This is a genomic window from Streptomyces sp. SAS_270 (genome assembly GCF_052543295.1).
The window spans coordinates 28,361-41,504 of sequence record NZ_JBMNDS010000039.1; the positions used below are offsets into that span (position 1 = coordinate 28,361).

Annotated in this window: 10 protein-coding genes and 1 tRNA gene; 9 read left to right on the plus strand and 2 right to left on the minus strand. The window is 70.5% G+C overall.

From position 1 onward, the window contains the following. Positions 1–627 precede the first annotated feature (627 nt). The 5 genes from ACN6LB_RS24585 (at position 628) to ACN6LB_RS24605 (ending at position 7,271) form a co-directional block, all read left to right on the plus strand. A complete protein-coding gene (locus ACN6LB_RS24585; protein WP_356145347.1) occupies positions 628–1,917 on the plus strand; it encodes an ABC transporter substrate-binding protein in 1,290 nt (429 codons plus the stop codon). Further along, positions 1,917–2,915 carry a carbohydrate ABC transporter permease gene (locus tag ACN6LB_RS24590; RefSeq protein ID WP_445027800.1) on the plus strand — a complete coding sequence of 333 codons (999 nt, stop codon included), beginning with the start codon at positions 1,917–1,919 and terminating at the stop codon, positions 2,913–2,915. Before ACN6LB_RS24585 ends, ACN6LB_RS24590 begins: the two co-directional genes overlap by 1 nt. Beyond that, the gene (locus tag ACN6LB_RS24595; RefSeq protein WP_445027801.1) at positions 2,915–3,814 is read left to right on the plus strand and encodes a carbohydrate ABC transporter permease; all 900 of its coding nucleotides are present in this window, start codon (positions 2,915–2,917) and stop codon (positions 3,812–3,814) included. The genes ACN6LB_RS24590 and ACN6LB_RS24595 overlap by 1 nt, the downstream gene beginning before the upstream one ends. Before the next feature lie 8 nt (positions 3,815–3,822). Further along, complete coding sequence (locus ACN6LB_RS24600) at positions 3,823–4,440, plus strand: hypothetical protein (protein WP_445027802.1); 618 nt, start codon at positions 3,823–3,825, stop codon at positions 4,438–4,440. Positions 4,441–4,538: 98 nt separating this feature from the next. After that, positions 4,539–7,271 carry an exo-rhamnogalacturonan lyase family protein gene (locus ACN6LB_RS24605; protein ID WP_445027803.1) on the plus strand — a complete coding sequence of 911 codons (2,733 nt, stop codon included), beginning with the start codon at positions 4,539–4,541 and terminating at the stop codon, positions 7,269–7,271. A 23-nt stretch (positions 7,272–7,294) separates the two neighbouring features. Here the strand turns inward: ACN6LB_RS24605 and ACN6LB_RS24610 are convergent, their stop codons facing one another. After that, positions 7,295–9,679, minus strand: coding sequence for an SCO7613 C-terminal domain-containing membrane protein (locus tag ACN6LB_RS24610; RefSeq protein WP_445027804.1), 2,385 nt, complete (start codon positions 9,677–9,679; stop codon positions 7,295–7,297). A 128-nt stretch (positions 9,680–9,807) separates the two neighbouring features. Here ACN6LB_RS24610 and ACN6LB_RS24615 point away from each other — a divergent pair, with 128 nt between their 5' ends. Beyond that, positions 9,808–10,266, plus strand: a complete 459-nt coding sequence (locus ACN6LB_RS24615; protein ID WP_445027805.1) for an SRPBCC family protein — start codon at positions 9,808–9,810, stop codon at positions 10,264–10,266. Between the two features lie 39 nt (positions 10,267–10,305). Beyond that, positions 10,306–10,377, plus strand: a tRNA-Val gene (locus tag ACN6LB_RS24620). 61 nt (positions 10,378–10,438) lie between these two features. Here the strand turns inward: ACN6LB_RS24620 and ACN6LB_RS24625 are convergent. Continuing rightward, a complete protein-coding gene (locus ACN6LB_RS24625) occupies positions 10,439–11,164 on the minus strand; it encodes a 3'-5' exonuclease (protein WP_445027806.1) in 726 nt (241 codons plus the stop codon). Positions 11,165–11,333: 169 nt separating this feature from the next. Here ACN6LB_RS24625 and ACN6LB_RS24630 point away from each other — a divergent pair, with 169 nt between their 5' ends. Beyond that, the gene (locus tag ACN6LB_RS24630) at positions 11,334–11,900 is read left to right on the plus strand and encodes a DUF4365 domain-containing protein (RefSeq protein ID WP_445027807.1); all 567 of its coding nucleotides are present in this window, start codon (positions 11,334–11,336) and stop codon (positions 11,898–11,900) included. After that, positions 11,897–13,114, plus strand: a complete 1,218-nt coding sequence (locus ACN6LB_RS24635; RefSeq protein WP_445027808.1) for a hypothetical protein — start codon at positions 11,897–11,899, stop codon at positions 13,112–13,114. The genes ACN6LB_RS24630 and ACN6LB_RS24635 overlap by 4 nt, the downstream gene beginning before the upstream one ends. The last annotated feature ends 30 nt before the right edge of the window (positions 13,115–13,144 follow it).

Sequence of the window (13,144 nt, forward strand, 5' to 3'; positions counted from 1 at the left end):
TGGTCGACGCGTTGTACCCGGTGTCACCGACCCCGCGGACGGCGCTGTCCCCGAAGCCGCGCGAAGTCCCGGACTCCGTATGGCTACATCACGAGGTGGGACACGACTCGCCCGCGCCGCAGTCATCGGAAGCCCTCACGACCGCCGGCCACCGAACGCCCATCGGCTACCGCCAACAGCCGGTCGCGACCCGCGCCTTCCCGCCAGCGGCAGCTCACGCAAACGCCAACCACAGCCCCGCACCCTCCGCTCCGAGCTCCCGCCCCGCGATCCCCGCCCTCATCCCCGTCCAAGCCCCACCCATCACTCTCAGTCCCCGCCCGCCCCCGCCGCCCCCCGTCCCCCCGACTCGGCGCCCCGGAACCAGAGTTGTTTTCGGCCCCTTCGTTTTTCTCCACGACCTGCCGCGAGGCGTTCGACAGGTCGGCCATAGGCGTGGGACCTGCACGGTCGTGCCAACGTTCCGCCGTCACACGCCTGTTCGCGACGTCGCGGAGCAGGATCGCATCCCATCAATTCCTGTCCGAATCATTGACGAGCCCGGAGGGCCTCCGTACCTTGTGCCAGCAAGCGCTTACTTGAAACGATTCATGACGGCGACCGCAACGTCGCGGGAGGGGCCCGACTATGCAGAAGAACGGGAATGTCGAGAGGCGCACGATCCTCAAGGCGGCAGGTGCGTCGGTGGCCGCGTTGGGGCTGGCCACGACGACGGCCTGTGGTGGGGACGGAGCCGGCTCGGGGGATGGCACGGTTACCATCCGTTACGCCTGGTGGGGCGCGGACGACCGGGCCAAGCGGATCAACCAGACCATCGCGCTCTTCGAGAAGAAGTACCCGAAGATCAAGGTGAAAACGGACTTCCAGCCCTATGGCGACTTCTGGAAGAAGTTCAACACCCAGGCCTCCGGCGGAAATCCGCCGGACGTATTCCAGAATGCCATCGGATTCCTGCGCAAGTACGACGCGAAGAATGTCCTGCTCGATCTCAGTGAGCAGGTCAAGGCGGGCAATCTCTCGATGGACGGATTCCGGGCCGGACTTGAGAAGTTCGGCGAAGTCGACGGAAAACTCCTCGGTGTTCCGGTCGGCTCCAACTCGATGGCCCTGGTGATCGACAAGCCCGTGTACACCAAGGCGGGCGTGACGCCGAAGCAGGGCTGGACCTGGGACGACTTCGACGCGGCGATGAAGAAGATCCGCGACAAGGCGGGCCGCGCCGGCGACAGCGGAATGTACGGCGTCATGTACCTCTACGACCTGTACCTCCGTCAGAACGGCAAGGCGTTCTTCACGGACAAGGGACTCGGTTTCACCGAGGCGGATCTCAAGGACTGGTGGACCAAGGCGAAGAAGGGCCTGGAGTCGGGCATCTACGCCAACGCGAAGAAGGTCGCTCAGGTCAAGCCCAAGTCCGCCGTCTCCGCCGAACTCGCGGCGGGCGAGTTCACCTGGGACAACTTCACCGTGCGCTACACCGCGGAGGGCAAGAGCGAGTACGGCCTCGCCCCGATCCCCACCACGGACGGCAAGCACACGGGCCAGTACCTCGGTTCGCTGATGCTCAGCGCCTCCAGGCGCACCCAGCACCCCAAGGAAGTCGCCCAGTTCATCAGCTTCATGACGCACGACCCCGAAGTCGCCAAGATCATGGGCTACGACCGCGGTGTGCCGGCCACGCAGGCGCAGTACGACGCCTACAAGCCGACCGACGAGATCGGCAAGGGCATCGCCGCCTACGAGGAGTCCCTCGTCAAGGCGGGCGTCCTGGAGACGATCACCCCGCACCCGAACGGCGCCGACATCTGCGAGGCCGCGTTCCTGCGCATCGCCGAGGAACTCGCCCTGGGCACACGGTCGGTGGACGACGCCGTCAAGCAGTTCTTCACCGAGTCGAAGACGGCTCTCGGCACCTGATGGGATCCACCGTGACACACGCCCCTGCGACGGAGGCCCTGGCCAAGGGCTCCGAGCCGCGGCACGGTCCGGTGAACCCCGTGCGCCCCGCCGCCCTCAAGCGGCGGGGCCGCCGGGAGAACCTGGCCGGCTATCTCTTCATGTCTCCCTGGATCGCCGGGTTCCTGCTGCTCACCGCGGGCCCGATGATCGCCTCGCTCTACTTCGCGTTCACCGACTACAACCTGTTCGACGCCCCCAAGTGGATCGGTCTCGACAACTTCTCCGAGATGTTCCACGACCCGCGCTGGCGCCACTCGGTGCAGGTGACGATGTGGTACGTCGTCGTCGGGACGCCCCTCAAGCTGATCGCGGCGCTCGGTGTGGCGCTGCTGCTGGCCCAGAAGCGGCACGGACAGGCCTTCTACCGGGCCGCGTTCTACGCGCCCTCGCTGATCGGGGCGAGTGTCTCCGTCGCCATCGTCTGGAAGGCGATCTTCTCGGACGACGCGATCGTGGACCGTACGCAGAAGGTCTTCGGAGTGCACGCGGGCGGCTGGACAGGCGACCCGAACCTGATCATCTACAGCCTGGTGGCGCTCACGGTCTGGCAGTTCGGCGCCCCCATGGTCATCTTCCTCGCCGGCCTCAAGCAGGTGCCGCGCGAGCTGTACGAGGCCGCCGAGGTCGACGGGGCGGGCAAGCTGCGCCGGTTCTGGAACATCACCCTGCCGATGATCTCGCCGGTGCTTTTCTTCAACGTCCTCCTTGAGACCATCCACTCCTTCCAGATCTTCAGCTCGGCCTACATCGTCGGCGGCGGCGCCGGCAGCAACGCCTGTGGTCCGGCCGACGGTTCGATGGTCTACACCTGCTACCTCTACGTCCAGGGCTTCGAGAACAGCCGGATGGGCCTGGCCTCCGCCATGGCCTGGCTGCTGCTGGTCGCGGTCGCGCTGGTGACGGCGGTGCTGTTCTGGTCCCAGAAGCGCTGGGTGCACTACGAGGAGGGCGCCTGATGAGCGCGCAGGTCACAGACGTCAGGCCGGCTCAAGGTCCGTCCGCGAAGGCGGGCAACTTCCGGCGCAGACTGCCCGGTTCGCTCGCCTGGCACCTCGGGTCCCTCGCGATCCTCGCGGTCATCCTCTACCCGGTGATCTGGGTCGTCGGCGGCTCCTTCAAGAAGAGCGAGGACATCGTCGGCAGCCTGGATCTCTTCCCCGGCTCGCCGGTCACCTCGAACTACAAGCGCCTCACCGAGGGCATCGCGGACATCCCGATCTCCACCTTCTTCTACAACTCGCTCTTCCTCGCGGTCGGTTCGGTGATCGGGATCGTCCTGTCCTGCTCGCTGACGGCGTACGCCTTCGCCAAGATCAGGTTCGCGGGCCGGAATCTGCTGTTCACGCTGATGATCGGCACCTTGCTGCTGCCGTACCACGTGCTGCTGATCCCGCAGTACGTGCTGTTCCGCAACATGAACATGATCAACACGTACACCCCGCTCCTGCTGGGCAAGTACCTCGCCACGGAAGCGTTCTTCGTCTTCCTGATGATGCAGTTCATGCGCAACCTGCCGAAGGAACTCGACGAGGCGGCCCGCCTCGACGGCTGCGGACATCTGCGCATCTACTGGTCGATCGTGCTCCCGCTGTGCCGACCGGCCCTGATCACCAGCGCGATCTTCACCTTCATCAACTCCTGGAACGACTTCATGGGCCCGCTGATCTACCTCAACGAGCCCGAAAAGTACACGGTCTCGCTGGGCCTGAAGATGTTCGTAGACCAGGAAGGCGTGGCCGACTACGGCGGCATGATCGCCATGTCGCTCGTCGCGCTGCTGCCGGTGCTCGCCTTCTTCCTGGCGTTCCAGCGGTACCTGATCGACGGCATGGCCACTTCGGGACTGAAGGGCTGAGGCGCGCGATGAGCCAGGCATCCCAGGCATCCGGGATATCGGTCAAGGCGCGCCGTGCGCCGCGGGAATCCGTGTTCGCCGAGAGGTTCGCGCTGTTCGCGGAGTGTCTGCTGACCGGCGTGTGGATCGCGCTCGCCGCGCTGCCGCTGGTCACGTATCCCGCCGCGTTCGCCGCCGGAGCCCGCCATCTGAAGCGGTGTACGGCCCATGAGGGCGGCGGTCTGCGGGAGTTCGTCGCGGACTTCCGGTCGGCCGTGCGCGGCGGCTGGATCGCCGGGCTTGCCGGCTGGGGCGCCGCGCTCGCGGTCGCCGTGGACGTCCAGGCCGTGCGCGCCGGGCTTCCGGGCGGACCGTTCGTCGGTGCCGTCGGCGTCCTCGCGCTGATCGGCCTCGGTGTCGCCGGGCTGCGCGCGGCGGCGTCCTGGGAGCCCGGCGCACGGTGGCGGGCGCTGTTCGCGGACGCCGGACGCCGGACCGTCCTGGACCCCGCCGGATCGTTCCTGCTCATCGGCGGACTGGCCGTCGTGGTCTGCTCCACCTGGTTCGCCCTACCGCTGGCGGTCCCCGTCCTCGGGGCCGTCGCGGCCGCGGCCGTCGCCGTCGAGGAGCGATACCGGCGCCGCTGACGCACCACCCCGCACCGCAAGGTCGGCGCCCCCGGGCGCCGCACCTCTCTCTGTCATGCCCCTGACTTCCCCGCACGGAAAGGAAAGGCTGAGCTCTCATGTCTCCCATTCCCCGCAGGTCCCTTCTCAAGGCAGCTGCCGCCGCCGGAGCCGCCGCCCAGTTCAGCTGGGCGCTGGGGAGCAGCAGCGCCGAGGCCGCCCCGAGAGCCGAGGCCGCCGCCGCGGACCCGGTGACGCTGGACTGGCTGGAGGACGGCGGGCTCGGCGCCGCCCCCGGCTCGACTGTCGGCGTGCCCTGGCCCAAGGGTGCGTACCAGGAGGACCAGACGTTCGCGCTCACGGACGCGGACGGCAAGGCCGTGCCCGTGCAGTCCTGGCCGATCGCGTACTGGCCCGACGGCTCCCTCAAGTGGACGGCGCACGCGGTCAGTTCGGGCTCCGGCAAGCTCACCCTCGCCGCCGGCTCGTCCAGCGCGCCCGAGAAGAAGGTGACCGTCGACAAGAGCGGCGGCACCATCGACATATCGACCGGCGTCATCACGGCGAAGATCGGCAAGAGCGGCACCACGCTGGTGAAGTCCGTCGTACGCGGCTCCACGGAGATCGCCAAGAACGGCCGACTGGTGCTGATCCGGCAGCCGGAGATCGAGGACGAGGACCAGGGCGCCGAGAAGTTCGAGCGCTTCGAGAGCGCCATCGACAAGGTCACCGTCGAGCAGGACGGACCGGTCCGCGCCGTCGTCCGTATCGACGGCAAGCACCGCAAGGGCGCCCGCAGTTGGCTGCCCTTCTCGATCCGTCTCTACTTCTACGCGGGCGCCGACTCCTTCCGGATGGTGCACACCATCACGTACGACGGCACGCAGGAACCCGGCAGGACCAGCGGCGACTTCATCCGCGGGCTCGGCGTGCGCTTCACCGTGCCGATGCGCGACGCCGCGTACGACCGGCACATCCGCATCGGCGGCGAGGGCACCGGTCTGCTGCGCGAGGCCGTCAAGGGCATCACCGGGCTGCGCCGTGACCCGGGCGCCGCAGTGCAGGCGGCCCAGTTCGCGGGCGAGAAGCTGCCCGACCCGTCCACCTGGGACCAGCGGGTGACGACGCGGCTGCAGTACATCCCCGAGTGGGGCGACTACACGCTCTCCCAGCTCTCCGCCGACGGCTTCGCGCTGCGCAAGCGCACCAAGAAGGGATACGGCTGGATCGGCGCGGGCGGCGGCGGGCGGGCGTCCGGATTCGGCTACGTCGGCGGTCCGAGCGGTGGATTCTCCTTCGGCCTCAGGGACTTCTGGGAGAAGTACCCCGCCCAGCTCGACATCCGCGACGCCCAGACCGACGAGGCCGAGGTCACCCTCTGGCTCTGGTCGCCCGAGGCGAAGCCCATGGACCTGCGCTTCTACCACGACGGCATGGACCAGGACACCTACGCCGAACAGCTCGAAGGCCTCAACATCACCTACGAGGACTACGAACCCGAGTTCGGCACCCCGTACGGCATCGCCCGCACCTCCGAACTCCTCTTCTGGGCCAACGAGTCGACGCCCGCTCCCGAGAAGCTCGCCGAGCAGGTCCAGGCGGTCCGGACCCTTCCGCAGCTCGCCGCGCCGCCCAAGCACCTCATCAAGGCCAAGGTCTTCGGCGGCCTCTTCTCCGAGCCCGACCGCTCCACCACCGCGAAGGCGAAGATCGAGGACCACCTCGACTTCCTCTTCACCTACTACAAGGACCAGGTGGAGCAGCGCCGTTGGTACGGCTTCTGGGACTACGGCGACTTCATGCACACGTACGACACCGTGCGCCACCAATGGCGCTACGACGTCGGAGGCTACGCCTGGGACAACTCCGAACTGTCGCCGGACATCTGGCTCTGGATGGCGTATCTGCGCTCGGGCCGCTCGGACATCTTCCGCTTCGCGGAGGCGCTGACCCGGCACACCGGCGAGGTCGACGTCTACCACCTCGGCAAGTGGGCGGGCCTCGGCACCCGGCACGGCGTGCAGCACTTCGCCGACAGTGCCAAGCAGCAGCGCATCGCCAACACCACCTACCGCCGCTACTACTACTTCCTCACCGCCGACGAACGCGTCGGCGACCTCATGCACGCCAACGTCGACTCCGACGAGACGTTCCTCGTCCTCGACCCGCTGCGCAAGGTGCGCACCGACCCCTACACCCCCGACCGGCACGCCCTGTCGATCGGCTTCGGCACGGACTGGAGCGGTCTGGTGTCGGCATGGCTGACCGAGTGGGAACGCAAGGGTCCCAAGTGGGAGAAGGCCAAGGCGCGCGTGCTGTCGACGATGGAGGGCATCGCCGCCCAGCCCAACGGCTTCGTGCAGGGCAGCGGCCTGTACGACCTCGACACCGGCAAGTTCGCCGTCGCGCCCGCGCCCGTCGTCTCGGTCTCGCACCTCTCGGCGGTATTCGGCCTCAACGAGCTGTGCGCCGAGCTGATCGACCTGGTCGACGTGCCGAAATTCAAGGACGTCTACCTCGACTACTGCCGCTACTTCAACGCCACCAAGGCAGAACAGGCGGCACGCTACGGCACCAACTTCGGCACCCTGCTGCTGTTCCAGGGCCACTCGCGCCTGGACGCGTACGCCGCCGTGCAGACCGGTGACGCGACGCTCGCCAAGCGCGCGTGGACGAAGTTCTACGGCTCGGACGGCTACATGGAGTCCTCGCCCTGGAAGACCGAGAAGCTGAGCGGCCCCCTCACCCTGGTGCCGGGCAGCGAGGCCGCCTGGGTCAGCTCCAACGACACCGCCCTGTACGGCCTCGCCGCCATCGAGAACCTGGCGCTGCTGGGGGACAAGATGCCGTAGCCGTACGCCGGTTGAGGATGCCCCTAACGCATCCTCCCCAGCACCTCCCGCACTCGCCGCGCGTCACGGATCCGCTGCTCGTAGGTGGCACCCAGCGCGAGCAGCACCAGACCGGCGAGTGCGGGAGGCACCCAGCGCGGCAGCGCGTCGACCACCTGGACGATGTACGGGGCGAGTTCGTGCAGCGCGTCCAGGGCGAGCACCACCGAGCCCACGACGAGCGGTGCCTGCAGCCGGTGGCGGGCACCGACGAGCGTGACCGCGAGCGCCGCCCCGCCGAGCAGCAGCGGCCGCAGCCAGTGGGGGTCGCCCCACGCCGCGAGGAGACTCGGCACCAGCGTGAGCGACAGACCCGCGCCGTACGCCGTCCACGACGAGGCCGGGGTGTCCCTGCGGCGCCTGAGCACGCCCACGAGCAGCGCGGGAACGGTCACGGGAAGCGTGTACGCCTCCGGGGAGCCGACGCCCCAGGACGCCAGACGGACCCAGGTGGCCAGCGCGAACAGGGCGGCGGCCGCGTATCCGACGGGCCGCCGGTCCGCTCGTACGGCGGTGGCCGCGGCGAGCACACCGAGCAGAGCCAGGACCAGAGCGAGCATCGGGGGATGGGTGACCGTGAGCGCGACGGCGAGGAGCCCGGCAGCGGCTCCCGTCGCCTCGACGGCCACGGTCGTCACCGGATCGCTCAGGCGCGCCGCCGCGAGCGCCGCTGCCGCCGGCACCACCAGCACGAGGAGCGCGGTGTACCGCGGTTCCCAGCCCAGGGACGCGCCCACGGCGCAGGCGAGCGCGGTGGCGGCGACGAGGGAGGCGGTGGCGGCGACCGCTCGGAGGTGCGGCGGGCGCGCGGCGGCCGCGAACAGCACGGTCAGCGCCGTGAGGACGCCGAGGGTCGCCCCCTCGGAGGCCAGGGAGAGGAAGGCGAGGCTGACGGAGCCGAGAAGGGCCAGCAGCACTGGAGCCGCCCGCAGCCCGCTCGGCCGTGCGCACGCCAGAACCGCCACCGTGGTGGCGCCCTGGGCCGCCATCCCTGCTGCGTAAGGGAGTTGGAGGACCGCCGGAAGCGCGAGCGCCGTCGCCCAGGCCAGCGTCAGCGCGCAGGTCAGCGCCTGCGGGCGCCATGCCGCGTCGCGGACCGCCACCACCAGGACACCGGCCACCAGCGCGAGGACGACAGGAGCCAAGGTGGAGTGCGGCGGCCAGGGGACATCCATGGCGACCGCGTCGCGGGCGGTCGCCGGGGCGCCGGACCAGATCCGCCCCGCCCGGCTCACCGGGCCCAGCAGGGCGAGGGCGGCCGCGGGCAGCGCCCACACCACCGCGACGGCCTGCACGCAGCCGGAGGCCCCGGCCAGCCCCCGCCGCACCTGCTCGCGCAGGCGAGTGCGCACGAGCGCCAACAGCGCGATCCCGCACACCAGATATCCCAAAACCGTCGAGTCGTCGGGCAGCGCCGAGCGCAGTACGCCGCCGAACGCCGCGACCGTGATCAGACCGCCGGCGAGCGCCGTCCCGGTGGCGGCGTTCGGGTGCGGAGCACGCCACGCGGCCACCAGGGCGATCGCGCCGGCGAAGAGGAGGAGCGCCGCCGCACGGGCGGCGGCGCTCGGGCCGGAGGCTGTCCAGGAGAGCCATCCGGCCGCCAGGGTGCCCCAGCCGCCCATGCCGTACGCGCCGACGACAGCGACGATCCGGACGGACCTCAGGGGCGTGCGGAGCGCGACAGCCGTGTCGAACGCGGCCGTCACCAGCAGCGCGGCCGTCATGGCGCGGTCCCCCGCACCGGCCGCGCCCGCCCACAGGAGCAGCGGGAACTGGGCCGTGACCAGGGCGGCGGGCAGCGGCAGTCCCAGCGGGAGCCGAGCGGCCGCGCCGGCCTCCCGCTGCCCGCGCGGCCCGTCGAGTGCGAGCCCGTACCCCGCCCACACCACGGCCAGTGCCGCCGAGGCGGCTGCCGCATAGCCGGAGGCGTCCGTCTCCGCGAACGCGACCTGGTGCAGCGCGTAGACGTCCAGCACCGTCAGCACGAGTCCCAGCCCCGCCAGCGCCTCGGCCGTCGAGCGCAGCCCGCGGCGCAGCAGCGGCACGGGCGCGCCGAGCGCGGCCAGTGTCACCGCGCCGAGCACCAGCGCCCGCCCGGCGATGCCCAGGTGTCCCCAGCTGACCACCGTGAACGCGATCGCGGCGACGGTCAGCAGGACGCCGCCGAGCGCCAGGAGCACGTTCTGGACACCGGGCGCGGTGGTCTCGGACCGGCGTGCGGCGGGGGGCGGCGGCGCCCACACCGGCTGCAGGACCCGCAGCAGCCAGGCACGGCGCTCCAGCAACTGGGCCCGGCGGGCATCCAGTTGTCGCAGCTCGGCATCGAGGAGCCGCAACTCCTCGGCCGGGGGCGGGATGTTCATCATGCTTCGCAGTGTGGTCCCGGTCACGTCCCCCGGCATGAGTGCACGTACTCAGGCCGTACTCAGATACGACACAGGAAGTCTCGTACCGATCTACCGGAAAGGGTGCGGGGGACCGGCACACTCGGCGCATGGACTGGAGCCATTACCGCTTCCGCAGCCTCTGGGAGCTGCCCGCCCCTCCCGCCGCCGTCTACCTGGCCCTGGAACAGGCCGAGGACTACCCCCGCTGGTGGCCTCAGGTGCGCGAGGTGCGGCGCATCGACGACCGCAGCGGAGCCATCCGGATCCGCTCGCTGCTGCCGTACGACATGACGTTCACCGCGCGGGAGGTGCGGCGCGACCCCGCGGCAGGCGTCCTGGAGATCGCCATGACCGGTGATATCGACGGCTGGGCGCGCTGGACCGTCACCGCCGACGGGCCGGGCACCCTCGCCCGCTACGAGCAGGAGGTCGACGTGAGCAAGCCGCTGCTGCGGCGCCTCGCGATGCCGGGACGGCCCCTCTTCCTCGCCAACCACGCGCTGATGATGAGGGCCGGACTGCGCGGACTGCGCGCACACCTGCGGGAGACGGGCCAAGCGGTTTGAACGAAACCCGCCGGGACCTGTATGGTTCAGTGCGTTCCCGGGCGATTAGCTCAGTGGGAGAGCGCTTCGTTCACACCGAAGAGGTCACTGGTTCGAACCCAGTATCGCCCACCCGGAGAAAGCCGGTCCGTCACAGACGGACCGGTTTTTCTGTGTTCCCGTCCTCGCGCCCTCACGCCGCCGCGGGCAGGTCCGGCCGCAGGGGCCAGGCCGGATCCACCAGCTCCGGAGTGCCGCTGCGCGCGAACCACGCCTGCAGACCGCGTGCCTGCGCCGCGTGCCACACCGCCTGCAGGGTGTGCAGCTCGGCGGGGGAGAGCCGCTCCAGGCGAGTCGCGAAACGGCGCCCCACCGCGCGTACGACCTCCATCGCGGCCAGTGCGTCCGCGCCCGCGTCGTGCGCGCCCTCCAGCACCACCTCGTAGTGCGCGCACAGATCGGTGAGCGTGCGACGGCCCTTGCGGTAGCGGTCCAGATGCTTGTCGAGGACCCGTGGATCGAGTACCCGCAGCGGCGCCGACGCGAGCCAGTGATCGAGCGAGGAGGCGCGGTGGCGGCGCAACTCCCGGTCCAGGATGGTCAGATCGAACGGCGCGTTCATCACCACCAGCGGCCGGCCCGCCGCCGCCTGTTCGCCCAGCGCCCGGGCTATCTCCTCCATCACCGGCGACGGCCAGCGGCCGTTGCACTGCAGATGTTCGTCCGTCAGCCCGTGCACCGCCGTCGCGCCCGCGGGCACCGGCACTCCCGGGTTCACCAGCCACCGGGTCACCCGCGGACGGGAACCCGGGGCGTCCTGGACCACCACGGCGGCCGACACGATCCGATCGGTCTCGACGTCCACGCCGGTGGTCTCCGTGTCGAAGGCGGCCAAGGGGCCTTCGTACCAGCACGTCATACCCACACAACTCCTCGTTCACCCACGGCAGCTGACGCACCGTCTTCTGCCCCGTTTGGTGATACCCGGGCTGTTTGCGCCGTACGCCGGAAGGAGACAACAGAGGTACGGGTCTTTGCAGTTCAGGGGCTCGTCGAGGCGATTCACCAGTTCTGGAAGGCTTTTGGTCATGGCGATAGCGCAGCCCGAACGGGGCGGGCTGCTGCCCGAGCGCACGGCACCCCACCGCGGCAGCCTCGCCACCACCGCATGCATGGAGACACTGCAGGTGGGCTATCTGCACGCCGTCGCCGCGGCCGCGGGATGCTCCCTGTCCCAGCCCTTCCCGGACAACGGCATCGACTGGCACGTCAGCCACAGCGCCCCCGGGCACACGGTCGACGACGAAGTCACCATCAAGGTGCAGCTCAAGTGCACGTACCAGATACCGCCGAACCCCCCGGGCCCCGCCTTCTCCTTCACGCTCGACAACGACCACCTGGCGAAGCTCGCCCGAACCCCGGTCTCGGTGCACAAGATTCTGGTCGTGATGCTCGTGCCCAGATCCCAGGACGAGTGGCTGCGCGCCAGTCACGACCGTCTCGACCTGCGGCACTGCTGCTACTGGACCAACCTCGCCGGACACACCGTCACCGGCCGGCGCAGGACCACCGTGCGGATACCGACCTCGCGCATCTTCGACGACCGGGCGCTCTGCGAGATCATGACGCGGGTCGGGACGGGAGGCAGACCGTGACGCACCGCCCGATCGACGAGACCCTGCGGTCGGTGCGGCCGCATCCGGCCGACACCGACTGGACCCGGCCGCCCGAGCCCGGCCGGGTCGACCCCGCCGTCCTCAGCGCGCTGCTGCACCGGCACGGCTGGCAGCGCCGCGGCGGAGCGGCGGGACGGTACGGCCGCTGGACCCCACCCGGGCCCGGTGGCGGCGGTACGAGCCTGCTCGTACCGGAGAACCGGGCCTTCCCCGACAGCGACGACCTGCTCGGCGAGGCCCTCCTCGCGCTCTCCCGCAGCGGGTCACCCTCCGCACGCGACGTACTGCTCGGGCTCGCCGTGCCCAGCGACGAGGTCCGCTGGTGGCGCGACGTGCCGACGGGACCCGTGGGCGCCGCGCCCTGGACCGCCGAGGAGCAGCTGCGCGCCGCCGCCCGCCAGATGCTGCTCGCCGCCGCGCTGGCCACCCGCGCGCACGCGGGGTACTACGGCGCCCGCCACCGTGGGCCCGCCGCCGCGTCCCTGGACACCGTCCTCGTCGGCGCGGAGCACGGCGGACACCGCCTGACCGCATTCGTGCCCGTCACGACCGGGCGGCTCCTGGCCGTACGGCTCTACCAGGCGCTGTACGCCGCCCGCGAGGCCATCGACTACCAGCGCGCCACCGGGGGCATGGACGCCTTCGACGGAGCCGTCGCGGCGGGCGTCAGCCATGAGCTGACCGAGGCGATCGTCGCCCTCGTCCGCGGCACGGAGGGCGCCCGGATCGCAGTCGAGTGGGCGCCCGCGGCCGGGGTCCCCGAGGGCTGCGCCGCCCCCTCCGAGCCCGTCGAGTTCTCGCCCGGCGACCTGCCCGTCCTGCGCGAGGCGGGGGCCCGCTATCTGCGCGCCGAGCCGTCCGTGCCGGTGCGGATCACCGGAACCGTGGTGCGGATGCGCAGGTCCGGGCCGCGCGGCGAGGGCTCCGTACGGCTGCGGGTGCTCGCCGGAGCCGAGGTCCCGCATGTGCGGATGACCCTCGACGAGGAGGCGTACCGCATCGCCGGGCACGCCCATCTGGTCGGGCTGCCGGTCCGGGTGCTCGGGCGTCTGGAGAGCCGGGGCGGCTTCCGCAGGCTCACCGACGCCTCCGGGGTCGTGCCCGTACAGGTCGACGAGGCCGAACGGGACCGGCTCATGAAGTCGCTCCAGGAGAACCTGGACTTCTTCGAGGAGGCGTGCAGCGGGGACTGACGGAACCGTTTCGCGGAGGGGACCCCGGTC

What these genes read in the sequence shown, in the direction of transcription:
- ACN6LB_RS24585 (WP_356145347.1), top strand. Translation starts at nt 628, where the DNA reads ATGCAGAAGAACGGGAATGTCGAGAGGCGCACGATCCTCAAGGCGGCA.
- ACN6LB_RS24590 (WP_445027800.1), top strand. Translation starts at nt 1,917, where the DNA reads ATGGGATCCACCGTGACACACGCCCCTGCGACGGAGGCCCTGGCCAAG.
- ACN6LB_RS24595 (WP_445027801.1), top strand. Translation starts at nt 2,915, where the DNA reads ATGAGCGCGCAGGTCACAGACGTCAGGCCGGCTCAAGGTCCGTCCGCG.
- ACN6LB_RS24600 (WP_445027802.1), top strand. Translation starts at nt 3,823, where the DNA reads ATGAGCCAGGCATCCCAGGCATCCGGGATATCGGTCAAGGCGCGCCGT.
- ACN6LB_RS24605 (WP_445027803.1), top strand. Translation starts at nt 4,539, where the DNA reads ATGTCTCCCATTCCCCGCAGGTCCCTTCTCAAGGCAGCTGCCGCCGCC.
- ACN6LB_RS24610 (WP_445027804.1), bottom strand. Translation starts at nt 9,679, where the DNA reads ATGATGAACATCCCGCCCCCGGCCGAGGAGTTGCGGCTCCTCGATGCC.
- ACN6LB_RS24615 (WP_445027805.1), top strand. Translation starts at nt 9,808, where the DNA reads ATGGACTGGAGCCATTACCGCTTCCGCAGCCTCTGGGAGCTGCCCGCC.
- ACN6LB_RS24625 (WP_445027806.1), bottom strand. Translation starts at nt 11,164, where the DNA reads ATGACGTGCTGGTACGAAGGCCCCTTGGCCGCCTTCGACACGGAGACC.
- ACN6LB_RS24630 (WP_445027807.1), top strand. Translation starts at nt 11,334, where the DNA reads ATGGCGATAGCGCAGCCCGAACGGGGCGGGCTGCTGCCCGAGCGCACG.